This is a genomic window from Pseudomonas sp. Pseusp49, assembly GCF_059491875.1.
The window spans coordinates 3,317,336-3,338,331 of record NZ_CP168514.1 but is presented as its reverse complement, the minus strand read 5'-3'; the positions used below and the strand labels follow the sequence as shown (position 1 = coordinate 3,338,331).

Genomic DNA, 20,996 nt, shown 5'->3' with positions numbered 1-20,996 from the left:
ATTTAGGCTGCCGGTGCCCTGCCACAGCCAACTGCTGAACATCTGGCTGTGATCGCCCGGCGATATCGGGGTCAGCGCTTTGATGGGTTTCGGTGCAGCGTTCGGCTCCATATCCAACCAAAGGGCATCGGGCAATTCGGCTTGCACACTGGTGTGGATACAGGCGTCAGCAGGATCGCCAGCCCCCTCCACGGCTTTATCCCAGTTGGCATCGCTAAACGTCCAAACTCAGCCGCGCCCCTGATGCTGCAAAGTGGCGGCAGGGAAATTGGTTGGAGCGCCTTGCTGGACTTGCTTAGCCGGGTAGCTTGGCCGCAAGGACGTCAACCTTCTCAATTGATGGCGGTGTGGCAAACAGCTCGGCAGCCTTGGCCATAAGCGCCGCTGCGACCTTGCCCGAAAGATGAGCCTGCCGGCCTGCTTCATCCGGGAAAGCGTCAAAGATGCCAAAGGTGGACGGCCCCAAGCGGATGGCGAACCAAGCCGTAGTGGCCGGCTCATCCTCCACTATTGGAAGGCCACCCAAGAGAAAGCTCTCTACCTCTTTCTCTTTCCCGGATTTGGCTTCCAGACGAACGAACAACGCTACCTTGACCATTACGTGCCTCCTGTTGTTACGCCTACGCCATCATGCGCCATTCTTTCCAGTAAGCCCAACGCGATATTCACCGATTTGCCGGCCAGCTCCAGCGTGGCGGGATGAGGGGTAGCGTCGAGTCATTTTCGCAGTCGTGAGAAAAAGGCGAAAAGCGGTCAGTGACAATATTTGTAAAGGCTACCGTGACAACCGTTCAGCTTCCCGAAGACCGATCTCGACTATTCGTTAAGTGCAGCACCATCTCTGCACGAGGCGCATCCTTGATTGCAGCTCCGTGCAGTTCTGCATTGGGGTCAGGTTCTCCGTATTGGGTGTTGATCCATGCGAATGAACTTCCAGTCTCTCCCGACGCGATACCTTCAGCCTCAACCAAGGCGTCCCATATCAACCTCCATTCTGTCGAGCTGCCCATGGTACGACGGCGGATCGTGTTCGCTCGCGGCGTCTGGTGGAACAATCCTGGCTGGATCGTTTTCGCCAGGCCATGCCGGTTGCGGCTGGTCATGTTCTCGACATCGGCTGTGGCTGTGCCGAACCCATCGCTGGTTACTTGATCGGCGCGGGACACGCTGTGACTGGCATTGATTCGTCCATGGCGATGATCGCCTTGTGTCGGCAACGTTTTGCCCAGCACGATTGGCATGTTGCCGACATGCGCCAATTGGCGCTTGAACAGCGTTTCGCTGGCATTCTGGCGTGGGACAGTTTCTTTCATCTGACGCCTGAGGATCAGCGTCGAATGTTCCCGATTTTCCAGGCCCATGCCCAACCTGGTGCCGCTCTGATGTTTACCAGCGGAACGGCCCATGGCATTGCGTTGGGCAGCTTCGAGGGTGAAACGCTTTATCATGCCAGCCTGGACCACGATGAATATGTTGCGCTGCTCAATGCCCATGGTTTTAGCGTCGTGGAGCAAATAACGGAAGATCCGGCTTGTGGTGGGCATACGATCTGGTTGGCTGTTTTCGGTTAGAAACGTCCCTTTGCCCTGCTCGGCTATATAAGTAATTCTTATAACTAAACTAAACAGTCATTTAGTTGAGTTATATAATTGCGAGCTCTGATCGTATTCGACCAGCGCGAGTACTCTCCTACCACCCCCCTCACCCTCCATGGCCCGAAAAATGGATTACTCCGATTGCGACTAATGCCTAGTGCTTATCGTGATTAACCTCGGTGGAAAGTTCCGCCCCAGCAGCAATACTCCACTCTGTTTCGAAAACCATTCGAGAATAGCGTGGGGCAATAAGTCATGAACTTGAGCGTCTGCGAAGCGAAAGAATCTCGACTTTCGTTAATCAAGCGATGCCTGCGCCAGCCGTTACTGCACTTTTTAGTTGCCGGTTTTGCACTCTTCGTCCTGTACGGCGGTTTGCACCCTTCAACGGTCAATCAAGATCCGCAACGCATCGAAATTACCCCTGAAGTTGTTCAACGGCTCGCGATTTCCTGGCTGGCACGATGGCAACGCCCCGCCTCGGAGCAACAGTTGCAGGCCCTGATTGATGACTATGTGAAAGAGGAAATCCTCTATCGCGAAGCACTGAAACTTGGCCTGGACAAAGACGACACCATCATTCGCCGCCGACTGGCGCAAAAAATGGATTTCCTCGCCGAAGATGTCGCTTCACTTCGCGAACCGGCCCCCGGTGTACTGGAGGCCTGGTACAACCAGCATCAGGACCAATATGCCCCGCCACCCCTGGCGACCTTTCATCATGTGTTCTTCGCCCTGGACAAACGCGGCGCGGATGCACAGGCCCAGGCTCAGGCCGCGCTGGGAGGGCTGACTGACAGGAACAGCGCTGAAGGCGATGCGTTCATGTTTAAAAGCGCCTACACAGAGCAGTCACAGGATCAAGTGGCGCGGGTCTTCGGTTCAAAGTTCGCCCTTTCGTTGTTCCAGCAAACGCCGGGACGTTGGGTGGGGCCTGTGGAATCAGGTTTTGGCTGGCATCTGGTGTGGATCGATACGCTGGCCAAGCCACCGGCACCGGCTTTCGAAACCGTGGCCCAGCAGGTCAAGTCCGATTGGTTGTCCGAGCAACGCAGCGAATCGAAACGCGCGAATTTCGATGCACTCAAAGCACGCTACGAAGTCGTGGTGACGATGCCGGCTTCCGCCGCTGACGTTGCCACTATCCAGACGGAGCGGCCGTGATGAGGCGCAGGGTCTGGCTGCTGTTGCTGCTCGGGTGCATGGCATTGAGCGCCATGGCCCATGAATCACGTCCCGCGTACCTGGAACTCAACGAAACGGCTGCCGGGCGCTATGACGTACTGTGGCGCACGCCGGTGCTGTCAGGCATGCGCTTGCCGATTGCGCTGCGGTTTGCCGAAGGTGTGCGCACTGTCGTTGACCCGGTGGAAAGCCAACTGAACGACTCGTTGATCGAACGCCGGGTCATTGAAGCCGGTCCCGCCGGCCTGGTCGGGCAGCGCATCGAGTTTGTCGGCCTGCAAGCGAGCATCACCGATGTGCTGGTGCGTGTCTCGCGCCTGGACGGCGGCCTGACCACCACCCTCGTCCACCCTGCGCAACCCTGGATGGAAATCACTGCCACACCGGGAATGTTCTCGGTGGCCGGTGCGTTTCTGGTCCATGGCGTCCAGCACATTCTGGGGGGCTTCGATCACTTGCTGTTCGTCTTCGGTCTCCTGCTGCTGGTGGGTAATGGCTGGATGCTGGTGAAGACCATCACCGCGTTTACCCTCGCCCACTCCATTACCCTGGCGCTCGCCGCATTGGGCGCGGTGCGGCTTCCCGGTCCACCTGTGGAGGCGACGATTGCCCTGAGCATCCTGTTGCTGGCGGTGGAAATCGTCCGCAAGAACCGGGGCGACGTCAGCTTCACCATCCAATGGCCATGGGTGGTGGCGTTCTGTTTTGGCCTGTTGCACGGCTTTGGTTTTGCCGGTGCGCTGGCGCAGATCGGCTTGCCCCAGCGCGACCTGCCGCTGGCGCTGTTCACGTTCAATGTCGGCGTCGAGATCGGCCAGTTGCTGTTCGTCGCCGCCGTGCTGTGCCTGCGAGCGCTGTTGCTGCGTTGTCGGCTGCCACGGTCCGCGCTCCTGTATGCCCGACCGGTTGCGGCCTACGGGTTGGGAACCCTGGCGGCCTTCTGGTTTTTCGAACGAGTCTCGAGTTTCTGGGCCTGAACTTCACCCTGTCACTGCCGTATTCCGGAGACGTGGAATATGAAAATCCCTACACACTTCAGCACGCCGTCACTGCTCGGTTGCGCCGTGCTCACTGTCAGCTCGTTGGCATTGGCAGAGGGCAATCCGGACCGCGAGGTTTACTTTGGCCAGACGCACTCGCACAGCTCCTGGTCGATCGATGCCTACCTGATCGGCAACCATCAGGTCGATCCCGAGCAAGCCTACCAATACTCGCTTGGCATGCCGGTCAAGCACCCGATGGGGTTTGAAGTGCAGCTCAAAGGCCGACCGCTGGATTTCCATGGCGTGACCGATCATTCGGAATACGTGGGCGTGATCGCCCTGGCCAACGATCCGAAGTCTGATTTCAGCAAACTGCCCATCGCGCAAAAGCTGATGGTCAAGACGCCGGCGGATTTCAACCGGGTGTTCAAATGGATTGCCGGCAGCTTGAACGACCCCATCAAGGAACTGATTGATCCGAAGGTGGCCGGCAACATCTGGCAGCAGAACATCGCCATCGCCGACAAGTACTACAAGCCCGGCAAGTTCACCACCTTCGTCGCCTATGAATGGACCTCGGCACCGAACAATCAGAACATGCACCGCAACGTGTTTTTCCGCGACTCGAAGAAGGTGCCGGACCTGCCCTTCACGGCCCTCGACTCGAACAAACCCGAGGACTTGTGGAGCTGGATGGACGATCAACGGAAAAAGGGCAACGAAATACTGGCGATCTCCCACAACGCCAACCTCAGCAACGGCCTGATGTTTCCGGTGGACGTCGATGACCGTGGCCGGCCCATCGATGCCGCCTGGGCAGAAGCACGGATGCGCAATGAATCCCTCACCGAAATCCACCAGGTCAAGGGCACTTCCGAAACCCACCCCGAACTGTCGCCAACCGACGAATTTGCCAATTATGAAATCATGAGTTTCCTGCTTGGCATCGACAACAGTACGTCGAAAATCAATGGCAGCTACATCAGGCAGGCCTGGCAAAATGGCATGGCCATGCAGGAAACCCGTGGGTACAACCCCTATAAAATGGGCGTAGTCGGTGCCAGCGATTCGCACAACGGAGTGATTCCCTATTTGCAGAGCAACAACTTCGGCTCCCACGGATTTACCGACAGCACCCCGGCCGCGCGCCTCTCTGGCAAAGACAACTCGGGCATGGTCGCCTTGCAAACCAGCACCTCCGGCCTGGCCGGCGTCTGGGCGGAAGAAAACACCCGTGAATCGATCTTCGATGCGATGAAGCGTAAAGAGGTCTACGGCACCAGCGGCGTGCGCATCCCCGTGCGCATGTTTGGTGGCTGGGGCTTCGACAGCAGTCTGTGGAACGAAAAAGACTGGGTGCATGCCGCCTACGCCAAGGGCGTTCCCATGGGTGGCGACTTGCCGGCAAAACCGGGTAAACAGGCACCGTCCTTCGTGGTTTGGGCGGTCAAGGATGCCGACGATGGCAACCTCGACCGCATCCAGATCATCAAGGGCTGGACCAAAAACGGCCAGACCTTCGAGAAGATCTACGACGTCGCCTGGGCCGGTGATCGCCAACCGGATCCGGTCACCGGCAAAGTCCCTGCGGTGGGCTCGACGGTCGATGTTTCCAAGGCGACCTACACCAATACCATCGGTGCCACCGAGTTGAAAAAAGTCTGGGTCGATCCGGAATTCGATCCGGCCCAGCACGCGTTCTACTACGCCCGCGCGCTACAGATCCCGACACCGCGCTGGAGCACCTATGACGCAGCCAAGCTGCAAGTACCGCCACCGGCCGACGTCTCGCCCACCGTCCAGGAACGCGCGTGGACCTCACCGATCTGGTACACGCCGACAGCCGAGGACAGCAAGACTGTCGCTGCCGGCAAAACCATCGATCAACTGAAAACCGAAGGCGCCAAAGCGCTCACCAACGAGCAGTTGCAAACCTTCGTGGTGGGCAAGACCATCAAGGTGCGCAATACCGTCACCGGCCAGACATTCGAAATCGTCTATGGCACCGACGGCCAACGCCTGGTCGCCAGCGTCGATGGCAAGGCGCCCGCACAGGGGGAATACCTGAACATGCTGCATGGCGGTCAGTTCGGCGTACCGGCCAAGTATGAAATCAAGGACGGGCATCTGGTGACAACACTCGGCGGCACACCTTTCGAGGCCACGGTGTTCGAGCAGAACGGCAAGTACGTGGCGGCTCGCAGCAACGAGTTCGGTTATGTGAATTATGAGGTTGAAGCGGTCAAGTAGCGTCCTTCGCGCACAGCCATCCCTTGCGCCGGGGATGGCTGGAACGCTGAACCTCACTCGACCGGGCCTTCTCGAACCATGTCGAAAAAGGTCGTCAAGATACGCCGCGTGCTCTGCGCGCGCAGGCACACCAATGTCTCGGTGAAATGCCGCCGGCAGTCAACGATCGGCAAGCCGCGAAGCCGTGAATCCGAGCCCAGTTCGGCGGCCGAGACGACCCCGACGCCCATGCCGATCGCCACCGCCTCGCGCGCGGCTTCACGCCCCTCCACTTCGATGGCCTTGCGGATGTGCAGGCCCGCCGCTGCCATCTCCTCCTCCAGGGACAAGCGCGTGACCGAGCCCTGCTCGCGCAGGACCATGGGCGTGTCGTGCAGGTCGGCCAGGCAGATGGACTCTCGTTGCGCCCATGGATGGTCCTGGGCGACGAAGGCCAGCATGGGATCGCTGCGCAGATGCAGTGTCATCAAGCGGTCGTCTTCGATGTTGCGCCCCAGCAGGGCGATGTCGGCCTGGTGACTGAACAACCGCTGAAGGACCTCATCGGTATTGGCGGTTTCGATCTTCACATCGATACCGGGGTAACGGCTGCAGAAGCGTGAGACATAGGGCAGGACGTGCACCGGCGCATCCACGGCAAGGTTCAGGGTGCCGGTCGACAGGGTGCGGTAGTCCGTGAGCATGTCGTGGGCATCGACACTGATATCGAACAAGCGCTGGGTCAGGCCGAACAGCCGCTCGCCCACTTCCGTCAGGCGCACCAGGCGCTTGTCGCGGTAGAACACCATCACACCGTAATAATCCTCGAGCTTGCGCACCTGGTCGGATACCGCAGGTTGCGACAGGCAGAGTTGCTCGGCCGCGCGGGTGAAGCTGCCATTCATGGCGACGGCGTGAAACGCCTTGAGTTGAGTATGGGAAATCGTCATCGGTGCACCTTGCTATAGGTTCAACTTATTCGTTCATACGATAAATCGATTTTATTTATGAGCAGTGAACTGCAAGCATGATTTTCACAAGTGCTTCCCCTCGTACTCACCAGGATTGCTCTATGGAAATCGAACGTTTCACTGCAACAAAACGCCGTTCGGACATGGTTCGCTACGACAACCATCTGTACATCGGTGGCCAGGTTGCCACCCATCTCAGTGGCGATATCGAGACGCAGACCCGCGAGGTACTGGCCGCTATCGAGCAGCTTTTGCTCAGTGCCGGCAGCTGCCGCGAGCGGGTGCTTTCGGTGCGCATCCTGCTCGCCCATCGCGAAGACTATGAAGGGCTGAACCGGGTCTGGGACGAGTTTTTCCCTGAAGGCCATGCCCCCACGCGCGCTTGCACCCTGGCGCAACTGATCGACCCCGGTTGGCGCGTGGAAATGATCGTGGTCGCCGCATGCGGCTGATTGCGTCCTCAACCCTGCCTCGAACCGATCCAACGGAGATGACCCCATGCGCCCCTACTGGCTGGACCAGGCCCTGAAGAATCAACCCGCTGCGCCCTGCCCTGCGCTGCAACAGAACACCCGCGCCGACGTCTGCATCGTCGGCGGCGGCTATACCGGTCTGTGGACCGCCATCATGCTCAAGGAACAGAATCCCGAGCTGGACGTGGTCATCGTCGAAGCCGACATCTGCGGTGCCGGTGCCAGCGGGCGCAATGGCGGCTGCGCGCTGTCATGGTCGGCCAAGTACTTCACCCTGGAGCGCTTGTTCGGCGTCAAGGAGGCGATACGCCTGGTCAAGGAATCGGAGCAGAGCATCTACGCCATCGGCACCTTCTGCGAAAAGTACGCGGTGGATGCCGATTACCGTCTCGACGGCACGCTCTACACGGCGACCAACCGCGCCCAGGTCGGCTCGACCGACGGGGTGATCGCGGCGCTGGAGCGCCATGGCATCAACTCTTTCGCCAAATGTGCGCTACCTGACGTGCAACGCATGGCCGGCTCGGCCCGGCACATCGAGGGCTGGTTCTCGCCGGCAGCTGCCAGTGTGCAGCCGGGCAAGCTGGTCCGTGGGCTGCGCCGGGTGGCACTGGAACTGGGCGTGCGCATTTACGAGGGCACGCCGATGACAGGCCTGGAAGAAGGCATGCCCGCCAGCGTCAATACGCCGAACGGCAAAGTGACCTGCGACCGGGTCGTGCTGGCGATGAACGCCTGGATGGCCCGCGCCTTTCCACAGTTCTCGCGGTCGGTGGCCATTGTCTCCAGCGACATGATCATCACCGAGCCGCGACCGGACTTGCTCGAGCGGATCGGCCTGACCAGCGGGGTCACCGTGCTCGACTCGCGGATTTTCGTGCACTACTACCACAACACCCCGGACGGCCGGATCATGCTCGGCAAAGGGGGCAACACCTTTGCCTACGGCGGTCGCATCCTGCCCGTGTTCGACCAGCCATCGCCCTACGCAGGGCTGTTGCGCAACACGCTGACGGAGTTCTTTCCGGACTTTGCCGACGTCGGTATCGCCGCCACCTGGAACGGCCCTTCCGATCGCTCGGTCACCGGCCTGCCTTTCTTCGGCCGCATGGGCGCGAGCGGCAACGTCTTCTACGGTTTCGGCTATTCCGGCAGCGGCGTGGGTCCGTGCCATATGGGTGGGCAGATCCTGTCGTCGCTGGTGCTCGGGGTGGACAACCCCTGGACGCGCTCGCCGCTGGTGCAAGGTCCGCTTGGGCATTTTCCGCCGGAGCCGGTCCGCTACCTGGGCTCATTGATGGTGCGTAACGCCATTCGCCGCAAGGAGCATGCTGAAGACCACAACCGACCTCCCCGTCGACTTGACGTGCGCCTGGCGAAATTTGCCGCGGCCGCCGGCAAGGCGGACAAGGGATAAGCGCCCCGCCCCGAAGCGAAATTTCACGCTAACGAACAGAAAACCCCGCCCGGTCATGCACCGCGCGGGGTCTTTCTGCTGCCTTTGAATGCCTGCTGCTGATGAACCCTCCTGGCTCAGGCCACGTGCCACCTCAGTTATAAGCTCAGCTTGTTTGTGACATGTGATAAATCGATTTCAGTTATTTTATGCCAGATGTTTTTATCAAGCCATGCATCACTCCCCCACAAAAACAACACCGCCGGAGAAGATCATGACCAAAGCCGAATTCCCGACTACCCAGCCACTGGCAACCCCAGCCCTGGGTGAACCCTACCTGCTGACCCCGGGCCCGCTGACCACCTCCAAAGCCACCAAGGAAGCCATGCTGCGCGACTGGGGATCATGGGACGGTGCCTTCAATCAGGTCACCGCTGAAGTTCGCCAGAAACTGCTGGGCATGGCCGGCGTAGAGGATGACAGCTTCGCCTGCGTGCCACTGCAAGGCAGCGGCAGCTACTCGGTCGAGGCCGCGTTGGCCACCGCCATCCCCCGTGACGGCAAAGCCCTGGTGCTGATGAACGGCGCCTACGGCCAGCGTGCCACCAAGACCCTGGAATACCTCGGTCGCGCGTTCATTACCCTGGACAAGGGCGATTACCTGCCGCCCCAGCCCGAAGAAGTGGACGCCCTGCTCAAGGCCAACCCTGACGTCACCAACGTCTTCGTGGTCCATTGCGAAACCAGCTCCGGGATCCTCAACCCGCTGCGTGAAATCGCCGATGTCGTGAAGGCCCACGGCAAGAGCCTGATCATCGATGCCATGAGCTCCTTCGGTGCCGTGCCGCTGACGGTGAATGAAATTGCCTTCGACGTGGTGGTGTCCTCCGCCAACAAGTGTATCGAGGGTATCCCGGGCTTCGGTTTCGTGATCATCCGCCGCTCCGTGCTGGAGGCCGCCAAAGGCCGCGCCAACTCGCTGTCCCTCGATCTCTTCGAGCAATGGGCCTACATGGAACGCACCGGCCAATGGCGCTTCACTCCGCCGACCCACAGTGTGGTGGCGTTCCACAAGGCACTGGAGCAGCACAGCGACGAAGGTGGCGTACACGGCCGGTTGGCGCGCTACACCCGCAACCGCGACGTGCTGGTTGCCGGCATGCGCGAACTGGGTTTCAAGACGCTGCTGGAAGACCGTTGGCTGTCGCCGATCATCACCACGTTCTTCAGCCCTGAACATCCCAACTTCGATTTCACGCGCTTCTACGAAGAACTCAAGGCCCGTCAGTTCATCATCTACCCCGGCAAGTTGACCGTTGCCGAGAGTTTCCGCATCGGCTGCATCGGCCAGATCGACGAATACATCGTCCACCAGTTGCTCCGCGCAATCGCGGACAGCCTGGTCGCCATGGACGTGGACATGTTCAAGCCCGCGGCCTGATCGACCCCTTTAAAGGTCTCTGCCAATTCGAGCGAAGGTGCAATGGGTAGCGCCTTTGGGCAGGGATCTTTTTTTAAACCATGGATTCGATGACGTACCGCTCGGCAGCGCCGGGCAGGAGTCAGCGATCGCGTAATTCATGAATCAAAGCCTGATGCCATTCGCATGTTCATCTGTCGATGTCGTGCGAATGGACAGACTTGTGCACCGAAAACAAAAACAAAAACCGACCAATTTGCGCTGTCTGGCACCACATACGGGATCAGTACACCATGAACAACACGACAAGCCCCCTCGCCACCGGCTGGAAATCCCTCCAGCGTTGGCGCGTGCAGATTTTCCTGATTACCTGGGTGGCGTATGCCGCCTTCTACTTCACCCGCAAAGCATTCTCCGTGGCCAAGCTGGGTATCGGCGAAGACCCGAACTTCATGCTCGAAAAGGCCATGATGGCCAACCTCGACGCCCTGTACCTGACGGCCTACGCCGTGGGCCAGTTCCTGTGGGGCAACTTCTCCGACCGGTTCGGCCCAAGGGTGGTCGTTCTCAGCGGCCTGGTCATTTCGGCGGCGGCGGCGCTCCTGATGGGGACCTACGCCACGCTACCGATCTTCGTCTCCTGCATGCTGGTCCAGGGTCTCGCCCAATCCACCGGTTGGTCGGGCCTGTGCAAGAACGTCGGGAGTTTCTTCAGTACCAGTGAGCGTGGCCGCGTACTCGGTTACTGGAGCACCTCGTACGCCTTTGGCGGTCTGGTGGCCACGCCGTTTGCCGGCTGGTGGGCCTATCAGGCCTATCACGACTGGCGCATCGCGTTCATCAGCAGTGCCGTTGTCGTGCTGGTGGTGGCGGTGTTGTTCTATTTACTGCAACGCAACCGTCCGGAAGACGTCGGCCTGCCTGCTGTCGAAATCGAGATCGAACCGGTCAGCAACGTCGTGGTTCCCCGCGAAAGCATGTGGGCCGGCATTCGGACCGTGATGAAAAATCGCACCGTGCTGATTCTCGGCCTGGCCTATTTCATGCTCAAGCCCGCCCGCTACGCCATCCTGCTGTGGGGCCCGGTGATCATCTACGAACGCATGCCCGAGATCGGCAAGGTAGCGTCCGCCATCGTCCCCACCTCGTTTGAACTGGCAGGTCTGGTAGGCCCCATCCTCATCGGTATCGCATCGGACAAATACTTCGGCGCTCGTCGCATACCGGCCTGCGTGCTCAGCCTGGTGGTCCTCACTGTCTGCCTTGGACTGTTCGTTCCCGCCATGCAAAGCGGAAGCCTGTACATGGTGGTCGGCCTGCTGTTCATGATGGGCCTGACGCTTTACGGGCCGGACTCGATGATCAGCGGCTCGGCGGCCATCGACTTCGGCAGCAAGGACGGGGCGGCCTCCGCCGCGGGCTTCGTCAACGGCTGTGGTTCGATCGGTGCGGTCCTTGGCGGCCTGCTGCCGGGTTACTTCGACACCATCACCGTGTTCCTGGTGTTCACCGGCGCCGCACTCCTGGCCAGCCTGATGCTGGTGCCCTTCTGGAACAGCCGGCCGAAAACACTGGAAAACCCGCTGTTGGTATCGACCCCGGTACAACCGGTCATTGTCGGCACCACGCCTTGAATTCGTACTACCCACTCACCTTTCCCCTGGAGCAATCATCATGCAATACAAACAACCTTCCCAACTGCAAGCCGTGGTTCTGGACTGGGCGGGCACCGTCGTTGATTTCGGTTCCTTTGCCCCCACGCAGATTTTTGTCGAAGCCTTCGCCGAGTTTGGCGTAGCGGTCTCCCTGGCAGAAGCCCGGGGTCCGATGGGCATGGGCAAGTGGGACCACATCCGCACGTTGTGCAACGAGCCGCAGATCGCCGCACGTTACCAGGCCGCCTTCGGCCGCCTGCCGACGGATGACGATGTCACCGCCCTCTATGAGCGCTTCATGCCCTTGCAGATCGAAAAGATCGCCCTGCACTCGGCGCTGATTCCAGGTGCGCTGGATACCATCGATGCCTTGCGCGACAAGGGTCTGAAAATCGGCTCGTGCTCGGGTTACCCGGCCGTGGTCATGGAGAAAGTCGTCGAGCTGGCACGCAAGAACGGCTACGTCGCCGACCACGTCGTGGCCACTGACGAAGTACCCAATGGCCGCCCGCACCCGGCCCAGGCCCTGGCCAACGTGATTGCTCTGGGCATCAGCGATGTGGCCGCCTGCGTCAAGGTCGACGACACCTGGCCAGGCATCCTGGAAGGCCGCAGTGCCGGCATGTGGACGGTCGCATTGACCTGCTCCGGCAACGCACTGGGGCTGACCTATGACCAGTTCAGGGACTTGCCTTCGGACAAGCTGGCCGAAGAGCGCGCCCGCATCACCAGGATGTTCGAAGGTTCGCGCCCGCACTACCTGATCGACACCATCGTCGATCTACCGGCCGTCATTGAAGACATCAATGCACGCCTGGCTCGTGGCGAAACCCCTCAGGGTTCCTGACTCTGCACGGCTTGCGCACCTGACAGTGACCGTCCTGTGGGCGGTCACACCCCAAAACAACAGGAGAACCCGATCATGAACTACGCCCACCCAGGCACTGCCGGTGCCATCGTTTCCTTCAAGTCCCGCTACGGTAACTACATCGGCGGCGAGTTCGTCGCACCGGTCAATGGCCAGTACTTCACCACCACCTCGCCGGTGAATGGCCAACCGATTGCCGAATTCCCCCGCTCCACGGCCGAAGACATCGACAAGGCCCTGGACGCTGCCCACGCCGCTGCCGACGCCTGGGGCAAGACCTCGGTGCAGGAGCGCTCCCTGGCGCTGCTGAAGATCGCCGACCGCATCGAGCAGAACCTCGAACTGCTGGCCGTCACCGAAACCTGGGACAACGGCAAGGCCGTGCGTGAAACACTGAACGCCGACATCCCGCTGGCGGTGGACCACTTCCGCTACTACGCCGGTTGCATCCGCGCGCAGGAAGGCAGCTCGGCGGAAATCAACGAAAACACTGCGGCCTATCACTTCCATGAGCCGTTGGGCGTGGTCGGCCAGATCATTCCGTGGAACTTCCCGATCCTGATGGCCGCGTGGAAACTCGCCCCGGCCCTGGCTGCCGGTAACTGCATCGTGCTCAAGCCCGCCGAGCAAACCCCGCTGGGCATCACCGTGCTGGTCGAACTGATCGGCGACCTGCTGCCACCGGGCGTGCTGAACATCGTGCAAGGCTTCGGCAAAGAAGCCGGCGAAGCGCTGGCCACCAGCAAACGCATCGCCAAGATCGCCTTCACCGGCTCGACCCCGGTCGGCTCGCACATCATGAAATGCGCCGCGGAAAACATCATTCCGTCCACCGTGGAGCTGGGTGGCAAGTCGCCGAACATCTTCTTCGAAGACATCATGAAGGCCGAACCGTCCTTCATCGAGAAAGCCGCCGAAGGCCTGGTGCTGGCGTTCTTCAACCAGGGCGAAGTCTGCACCTGCCCGTCCCGCGCCCTGGTGCAGGAGTCGATCTACGACGAATTCATGGCCGTCGTGATGAAGAAGGTCCTGCAAATCAAACGCGGCGACCCGCTGGACACCGACACCATGGTCGGCGCCCAGGCGTCCGAGCAGCAATTCGACAAGATCCTGTCGTACCTGGAAATCGCCAAGGGCGAAGGTGCCGAACTGTTGACCGGCGGCAAGGTGGAAAAACTCGAGGGCAACCTGGCGAGCGGGTATTACATCCAGCCGACGCTGCTCAAGGGCACCAACAAGATGCGCGTGTTCCAGGAAGAAATCTTTGGCCCGGTGGTGAGCATCACCACCTTCAAGGACGAAGCCGAAGCCCTGGCCATCGCCAACGACACCGAGTTCGGCCTCGGCGCCGGCCTCTGGACCCGCGACATCAACCGCGCCTACCGCATGGGCCGGGCGATCAAGGCCGGTCGTGTATGGACCAACTGCTACCACCTGTACCCGGCGCACGCCGCGTTCGGCGGCTACAAGAAGTCCGGCGTCGGCCGTGAAACCCACAAGATGATGCTCGACCACTATCAGCAGACCAAAAACCTGCTGGTGAGCTACGACATCAATCCGTTGGGCTTCTTCTAAAACCCGGAAATGTAGGAGCTGCCGCAGGCTGCGATCTTTTGATCTTTGCTTGTCGGTGGCTCCCATTGCCTGTTCAAAAGATCGCAGCCTGCGGCAGCTCCTACAGGGCTGGATGCTCTGCTCCCCTTGATCGCCCCTTTGGAGCCCTCGATGAAAATCCGTTACAAGGTGAGCCTTGTGGCTGCTTGTGTGCTGTTGGTGACCACCAGTCTTCTATCGCTGGTTCAGGTAGAGCAGATCCGTAGCATTTTGCGTCACCAGGTCGAGGCGAGCATTGCCGAATCGAGCAATGCGGTGGCACGGCAGATCGAGAACTGGCTGAACGGCAAGCTTCATCTGATGGACCTGGCCTCCCAGGCGATCGATCGCCAATACAGTGTGCAAGCGACCCAGCGCATCATCGATTCGCCCATTCTGAAAGACGAATTCAAGCTGGTGTTCGGCGCCCTTGAGTCAGATGGAAAACCCATCAAGAACACGGCAGCGTGGAATCCGAAACCCGACTATGACGGTCGCACCCGTCCCTGGTACGCGACTGGAAAGACCGGCAGCCAAGCCGTCCTGACCGAACCCTACAAGGACTCCACCACGGGTGAAATCCTGATCTCGGCCGTCGCCCGGATCAGCGACGCGGGACAGTTGCTCGGGGTATTTGGCGGCGACATCCGCCTGACCACAGTGGCCGATGCCATCAATACCCTGGATTTCGGCGAGGCCGGTTATGCGTTCCTGCTCAGTAAAAGCGGCAACATCATTTCCCACCCGGATGCCGAACTGAACGGCAAGCCCTACAGTCAGCTTTTTGCCGGGAGCGCCCTGCCCCTCGACGCTCAGCTTCAAGAGGTGCGCAGCGGCGGGAAGTCGCTCCTGGTGTCCTTCATCCCCCTCTCCGATCTCAAGGGCATGGATTGGTACATCGGCGTGGTCCTGGACCAGGACATCGTCATGGCCGCCGCCCATACCCTGAGTTGGCGAGCCGTGATCGGTACCGGCCTGGGCGTGCTGCTCAGCCTGTTGGTGTTGGGCCTGCTGGTCAGGCGACTGCTGCGGCCGCTGGAACAACTGAAGGACTCGCTGGCAGACATCAATCGCGGTGAAGGCGACCTGACCCGCCAACTGCCAGTGGTCGGCAATGATGAAATTGCCCTGGTCGCCGGGGAGTTCAACCAGTTCCTGCACAACCTCAAGGCGCTCATCGGCGACGTGAAAAACAGCTCGCAACAGGTCCGCGAGAGCACCACAGCGACCTCATGGGAAGCGGATCAGGCCGCCAACCGTGTACAGGTGCAATTGCAGGAACTGGATCAACTGGCCACCGCCATGACCGAGATGGCCTCGACCGCCGAGGATGTCGCGCGCAACGCACAAACCGCTGCCGAAGCGGCGATTGCCGCCAACGAAGAAACCGCCGACGGCGTCGCTCTGGTTTCCCGGTCTACCGGGGCCATCAAGCGCTTGGCCGAGGAAATGGACGCCACCGGTCATGCGATCAATGACTTGTCCACCCTCAGTCAACGCATTGAATCGATTGTGGCGGTCATCACCAGCATCGCTGACCAGACCAATCTGCTCGCCCTCAATGCCGCCATCGAGGCGGCCCGTGCCGGCGAATCGGGACGCGGGTTTGCGGTCGTGGCCGATGAGGTGCGCTCCCTGGCCTCGCGCACCCAGCAATCCACCCAGGAAATACGCGAGATGATCGACCAGTTGCAGACCGGGGTAAAACACGCCCAGGCACGCATGCAGCAGAGCCGTGACACGGCCAGCAAAACGGCCGGGGATGCCAACGCCGCCAATGACACCCTCGAACGCATACGCGAGGCCATTTACCGCATCAATGACATGAACCTGCAGATTGCCGCGGCCGCTGAAGAACAAAGCGCCACGACCGAAGAAATCAACCGCAACACCACCAATATCCGCGACATCAGTATTGAAGTATCCGGCAGCGCGGACAAGCAGGCTCGCCAATGCTCAGCCATGGTGGAGCACGTCGGTCAGCAAGACAAACTACTGAGTCGCTTCCGGATTTGAATGCTGTATTTGCCCGAATGCTTGAGCTGCAAACCCGTAACAGATCACAACAACTATTCCACCGAGGTAAGAAAGATGAGTGCGGCTTCCCTGTATCCCGTTCGTCCCGAGGTTCTGGCCAATACCCTGACCGACGAGGCGACCTACAAGGCCATGTACCAGCAGTCGGTCGTCAACCCCGACGGCTTCTGGCGCGAGCAAGCCAAGCGCCTCGACTGGATCAAGCCGTTCACCACGGTGAAGCAGACTTCCTTCGATGACCACCATGTCGACATCAAGTGGTTCGCCGACGGCACCCTGAACGTGTCCTACAACTGCCTCGACCGTCATCTGGCCGAGCGCGGCGACCAGGTCGCGATCATCTGGGAGGGCGATGACCCGGCCGAAAGCCGCAACATCACTTACCGCGAACTGCACGAGCAAGTGTGCAAGTTCGCCAACGCCCTGCGCGGCCAGGACGTGCACCGCGGCGACGTGGTGACCATCTACATGCCGATGATCCCCGAAGCCGTGGTCGCCATGCTGGCCTGTACCCGGATCGGCGCGATCCACTCGGTGGTGTTCGGCGGCTTCTCGCCGGAAGCCCTGGCCGGTCGCATCATCGACTGCAAATCCAAAGTGGTGATCACCGCCGACGAAGGCATTCGTGCCGGCAAGAAGATCCCGCTCAAGGCCAACGTCGACGACGCGCTGACCAATCCGGAAACCAGCAGCATCCAGAAAGTCATCGTGTGCAAGCGCACCGGTGGCCAGATCAAGTGGAACCAGCATCGCGACATCTGGTTCGAGGACCTGATGAAGGTGGCCGGCACCGTGTGCGCGCCGAAGGAAATGGGCGCCGAAGAGGCGCTGTTTATCCTTTACACCTCCGGCTCCACCGGCAAGCCGAAGGGCGTGCAGCACACCACCGGCGGCTACCTGCTGTACGCCGCCATGACCCACGAGCGCGTGTTCGACTACCGTCCGGGCGAAATCTACTGGTGCACCGCCGATGTCGGCTGGGTCACCGGCCACAGCTACATCGTCTACGGCCCGCTGGCCAACGGCGCGACCACCCTGCTGTTCGAAGGCGTGCCGAACTACCCGGACATCACCCGGGTGGCGAAGATCGTCGACAAACACAAGGTCAACATCCTCTACACCGCACCGACCGCGATCCGCGCCATGATGGCCTCGGGCACCGCCGCCGTTGAAGGCGCCGATGGCAGCAGCCTGCGCCTGTTGGGTTCGGTGGGCGAGCCGATCAACCCGGAAGCCTGGGACTGGTACTACAAGAACGTCGGCAAGTCCCGTTGCCCGATCGTCGACACCTGGTGGCAGACCGAAACCGGCGGCAACATGATGAGCCCGCTGCCGGGCGCCCATGCCCTCAAGCCAGGCTCGGCGGCGCGTCCGTTCTTCGGCGTGGTACCGGCCCTGGTGGACAACCTGGGCAACATCATCGAAGGCGAGGCCGAGGGCAACCTGGTGATTCTCGATTCGTGGCCGGGCCAGGCGCGGACGCTGTATGGCGACCACGACCGCTTCGTCGACACCTACTTCAAGACCTTCCGCGGCATGTACTTCACCGGTGACGGCGCCCGTCGCGATGCCGATGGCTACTACTGGATCACCGGTCGCGTGGACGACGTGCTCAACGTGTCCGGCCACCGCATGGGCACCGCCGAGATCGAAAGCGCGATGGTCGCGCACCCGAAAGTCGCCGAGGCGGCGGTGGTCGGTGTACCGCACGACATCAAGGGACAGGGCATTTATGTGTATGTCACGCTGAAAAATGGCGAGGAGCCGAACGAGCAACTGCGCCTGGAGCTGAAGAACTGGGTGCGCAAGGAGATCGGGCCGATTGCTTCGCCGGATGTGATCCAGTGGGCGCCGGGGCTGCCGAAGACCCGTTCGGGCAAGATCATGCGGCGGATTCTGCGCAAGATTGCCACGGCGGAATATGATGGGTTGGGGGATATCTCCACCCTGGCGGACCCGAGTGTGGTGCAGCATTTGATTGATACGCACAAGACGATGAATGTTGCTTAAGTAGCGTTCGGCGTCATCCAAAGCCCCGCCCGGCATTGCGTCTGGCGGGGTTTTTTTGTGGGTAAAAGTCAAAAGATCGCAGCCTTCGGCAGCTCCTGCAGGGACTGCGCTAAGTCCGGTTACTGGTTTTCACGTTTTTCAAGAGAAAATGCGAAAGCGCAGGAATAAGGATCAACGCCCCGACCATGTTCCAGATGAACATGAACGTCAGCAGGATGCCCATGTCGGCCTGAAACTTGATCGGCGACCAGGCCCAGGTGATCACGCCGGCGGCCAGGGTTATGCCGACCAGTGCCACCACTTTACCGGTGAACGCCACGGCATTGCGGTAGGCGTCGGTCAGCGACAACCCGGCACGTTGCTGCGCCAGTTGCACGCTGAGCAGGTACAGCGCGTAGTCCACGCCGATCCCTACGCCGAGTGCGATCACCGGCAGCGTGGCCACTTTCACCCCCATGCCGAGCCAGACCATCAGCGCCTCGCAAAGAATCGACGTGAGCATCAACGGCACCACGGCCACCACCACCGCGCGCCAGCTGCGAAAGGTGATGAAGCACAGCACGATGACCGCGCCATACACGTACAACAGCATGGTCCGGTTGGCCTCGCGCACGACGATGTTGGTCGCCGCTTCGATCCCGGCACTGCCGGCGGCGAGCATGAACTGGCGCTCGCCGTTGCTGTGCTCGCGGGCAAAGGTTTGCGCCACTTGCACCACACGGTCGAGGGTCTCGGCCTTGTGGTCCGACAGATACGCCACGATCGGCATCATTGAGCAATCGTTGTTGAACAGGTCCGGACTGCTGACCGAGGCCTGCTGCGCGCCGTAGTTCAGCACGTTCTGGTTGCGGGCGATGGTCTGCCACTTGGGGTTGCCCTCGTAGGAACCCGCAGTGATCTGCCGTACGGCATTGACCAGCGACACGGTGGTTTGCACCCCGGGTTGCTGCTGCAACAACCAGCCCAGCCGATCGGCCTCCACCAGGCTTTCGTACTTCAGGCAGCCTTCGCCAGGCGTCTTGAGCATGATCGCGAACTGGTCGCTGGACAGCGAATAGTTGGTGGTGATGTAGGCGTTGTCGCGGTTGTAGCGCGAGTCGGCGCGCAGTTCCGGCGCACCGGGATCAAGGTCGCCGATCTTCAAATGATGGCTGACGGCAATCCCGCCCACGGCCAACAGGCCTGCGATGGTCACGGCAACGGTGGCCCAGCGACGCTCTGTGAACCTGTCGAGAAAACTCCACAGTGCGCCCATGCCTTTGCCGCGCTGCTCTTTGTTCTCGGCGCGCAAGCTGCGTTCGGCGGCCTTGCGACTGACGCCCCAGTAAGACAGCAACACCGGCAGCAGCACCAGGTTGGTGAAGATCAGCACCGCGACACCAATGCTGGCGGTGATCGCCAGGTCCTGGATCACAGGAATGTCGATCAGCATCAACACGGCAAAACCCACGGCATCCGCCAGCAAAGCGGTAAGCCCGGCAAGGAACAAGCGGCGGAAGGTATAACGCGCGGCCACCCATTGATGAGTGCCGCGCCCGACATCCTGCATGATCCCGTTCATCTTCTGCGCGCCGTGGGACACGCCGATGGCGAACACCAGGAACGGCACCAGGATCGAAAACGGGTCCAGGGCGAAACCGAACAGTGCGACCAGCCCCAATTGCCAGACGACGGCGATCACCGAGCACAGAATCACCAGTGCCGTGCTGCGCACACAGCGGGTGAAGTAGAAGATGATGGCGGTGGCGATCAGCGCGGCGGCGCCGAAGTACAGCATGACCTGCATGAGGCCATCGAGCAGGTCGCCGACCAGTTTGGCGAAACCGATCACGCGGATCTTCAGCGGGCCTTTGCCCTCCTCGCCCGCCACGCGCACGCTGCCTTCGAACTCGTACTTGTCGCGCAGTTTCTCTTCAAGGGTTTTCGAGAACTGGTGGTAGTCGATGGCCTGCCCGCTGACCGGGTCTTTCTCCAGCAGCGGCACGAAGATCATGCTCGATTTGAAGTTGTTGCCGATCAGGCTGCCGACGATCCCCGAACGGGCGATGTTCTGGCGCAGTTGCTGCACGCTCTGCGCCGAACCGTCGTAGGAGTCGGGCATCACCGGGCCGCCCTGGAAGCCGGCCTCGGTGACTTCGGTCCAGCGCACCGCCGGGGTCCACAGCGACTTCATCCACGCACGGTCGACGCCGGGTGTGACGAACAGTTCGTCGTTGATTTCCTTCAACGCATCCAGATAGTGCGGGTCGAAAATATCTCCGTTGCTGCTCTCCACCACTACCCGTACCGCATTGCCCAGACCGCGCAGGGCCTGGCGGTTTTCCAGGTAGTTTTTGATGAAGGGCTGGCTCTGCGGGATCATCTTTTCGAAGCTGGCATTGAGCGTCAGCCGCGTGGTCGCGAAGAAGCTCAGCGCAACCGTCACCAGCACGCAGGCCAGCACCACCCACAGGCGGTTGTTGAAGATCAGCCGTTCCAGGGCGTTACCGGAGCGGGCATCGAAGCCCTTGAGCTCGCGGACCACCGGCATTGTTTCGAGTTCGTAATGACCCATCATGTTGTTCTCTTTGTAATGCCGGGC

At 60.6% G+C, this 20,996-nt stretch carries 15 protein-coding genes and 2 pseudogenes; 13 read left to right on the top strand and 4 right to left on the bottom strand.

Annotated features, from left to right (window positions below; translation table 11 throughout):
* Positions 1–295: 295 nt before the first annotated feature.
* Together ACEN83_RS15000 and ACEN83_RS14995 are read right to left on the bottom strand one after the other, a co-directional pair.
* Complete coding sequence (locus ACEN83_RS15000; RefSeq protein ID WP_095966138.1) at positions 296–598, bottom strand: putative quinol monooxygenase; 303 nt, start codon at positions 596–598, stop codon at positions 296–298.
* 232 nt (positions 599–830) lie between these two features.
* Positions 831–971 (bottom strand): annotated as a pseudogene (locus ACEN83_RS14995) (FAD-binding oxidoreductase); the annotation flags it as partial.
* 111 nt (positions 972–1,082) lie between these two features.
* Between ACEN83_RS14995 and ACEN83_RS14990 the strand changes: the two are divergent.
* From ACEN83_RS14990 to ACEN83_RS14975, 4 genes are all read left to right on the top strand, one after another.
* Entirely contained in the window at positions 1,083–1,571 is a 489-nt protein-coding gene (locus ACEN83_RS14990) for a class I SAM-dependent DNA methyltransferase (RefSeq protein ID WP_495580783.1), read from the top strand.
* A gap of 279 nt (positions 1,572–1,850) precedes the next feature.
* Positions 1,851–2,759, top strand: a complete 909-nt coding sequence (locus ACEN83_RS14985) for a peptidyl-prolyl cis-trans isomerase (RefSeq protein WP_495580782.1) — start codon at positions 1,851–1,853, stop codon at positions 2,757–2,759.
* Positions 2,759–3,757, top strand: a complete 999-nt coding sequence (locus ACEN83_RS14980; protein WP_495580781.1) for a HupE/UreJ family protein — start codon at positions 2,759–2,761, stop codon at positions 3,755–3,757. Before ACEN83_RS14985 ends, ACEN83_RS14980 begins: the two co-directional genes overlap by 1 nt.
* A gap of 39 nt (positions 3,758–3,796) precedes the next feature.
* Positions 3,797–6,013 carry a DUF3604 domain-containing protein gene (locus tag ACEN83_RS14975; protein ID WP_495580780.1) on the top strand — a complete coding sequence of 739 codons (2,217 nt, stop codon included), beginning with the start codon at positions 3,797–3,799 and terminating at the stop codon, positions 6,011–6,013.
* A gap of 53 nt (positions 6,014–6,066) precedes the next feature.
* Here the strand turns inward: ACEN83_RS14975 and ACEN83_RS14970 are convergent, their stop codons facing one another.
* Positions 6,067–6,942: a LysR substrate-binding domain-containing protein gene (locus tag ACEN83_RS14970; protein WP_495580779.1), complete on the bottom strand. Its 876-nt coding sequence runs from the start codon at positions 6,940–6,942 to the stop codon at positions 6,067–6,069.
* Positions 6,943–7,064: 122 nt separating this feature from the next.
* Between ACEN83_RS14970 and ACEN83_RS14965 the strand changes: the two genes are divergently transcribed.
* The 9 genes and pseudogenes from ACEN83_RS14965 to acs all read left to right on the top strand — a co-directional run bounded on the left by ACEN83_RS14965 (position 7,065) and on the right by acs (position 18,415).
* Positions 7,065–7,415, top strand: coding sequence for a RidA family protein (locus ACEN83_RS14965; RefSeq protein WP_495580778.1), 351 nt, complete (start codon positions 7,065–7,067; stop codon positions 7,413–7,415).
* Positions 7,416–7,461: 46 nt separating this feature from the next.
* On the top strand, positions 7,462–8,853 hold the full coding sequence (locus ACEN83_RS14960) for an FAD-dependent oxidoreductase (protein WP_007970215.1): 1,392 nt from the start codon (positions 7,462–7,464) through the stop codon (positions 8,851–8,853).
* Positions 8,854–9,106: 253 nt separating this feature from the next.
* On the top strand, positions 9,107–10,273 hold the full coding sequence (locus ACEN83_RS14955; protein ID WP_007970214.1) for a 2-aminoethylphosphonate--pyruvate transaminase: 1,167 nt from the start codon (positions 9,107–9,109) through the stop codon (positions 10,271–10,273).
* A gap of 272 nt (positions 10,274–10,545) precedes the next feature.
* Positions 10,546–11,886: an MFS transporter gene (locus ACEN83_RS14950; RefSeq protein ID WP_007970213.1), complete on the top strand. Its 1,341-nt coding sequence runs from the start codon at positions 10,546–10,548 to the stop codon at positions 11,884–11,886.
* Between the two features lie 40 nt (positions 11,887–11,926).
* Positions 11,927–12,754 (top strand): phosphonoacetaldehyde hydrolase, encoded by an 828-nt coding sequence (gene phnX, locus ACEN83_RS14945; RefSeq protein ID WP_007970212.1) that lies wholly within the window; start codon positions 11,927–11,929, stop codon positions 12,752–12,754.
* Between the two features lie 75 nt (positions 12,755–12,829).
* A complete protein-coding gene (gene exaC / locus ACEN83_RS14940) occupies positions 12,830–14,350 on the top strand; it encodes an acetaldehyde dehydrogenase ExaC (protein WP_495580777.1) in 1,521 nt (506 codons plus the stop codon).
* Between the two features lie 150 nt (positions 14,351–14,500).
* Positions 14,501–15,526, top strand: a pseudogene (locus ACEN83_RS14935) (HAMP domain-containing protein); the annotation flags it as partial.
* A 144-nt stretch (positions 15,527–15,670) separates the two neighbouring features.
* Positions 15,671–16,384 (top strand): methyl-accepting chemotaxis protein, encoded by a 714-nt coding sequence (locus tag ACEN83_RS14930; RefSeq protein ID WP_495580876.1) that lies wholly within the window; start codon positions 15,671–15,673, stop codon positions 16,382–16,384.
* A 75-nt stretch (positions 16,385–16,459) separates the two neighbouring features.
* Positions 16,460–18,415: an acetate--CoA ligase gene (acs, locus tag ACEN83_RS14925; protein WP_015096507.1), complete on the top strand. Its 1,956-nt coding sequence runs from the start codon at positions 16,460–16,462 to the stop codon at positions 18,413–18,415.
* Between the two features lie 109 nt (positions 18,416–18,524).
* Here the strand turns inward: acs and ACEN83_RS14920 are convergent, their stop codons facing one another.
* The gene (locus ACEN83_RS14920; RefSeq protein WP_495580875.1) at positions 18,525–20,969 is read right to left on the bottom strand and encodes an efflux RND transporter permease subunit; all 2,445 of its coding nucleotides are present in this window, start codon (positions 20,967–20,969) and stop codon (positions 18,525–18,527) included.
* Positions 20,970–20,996: the final 27 nt, after the last annotated feature.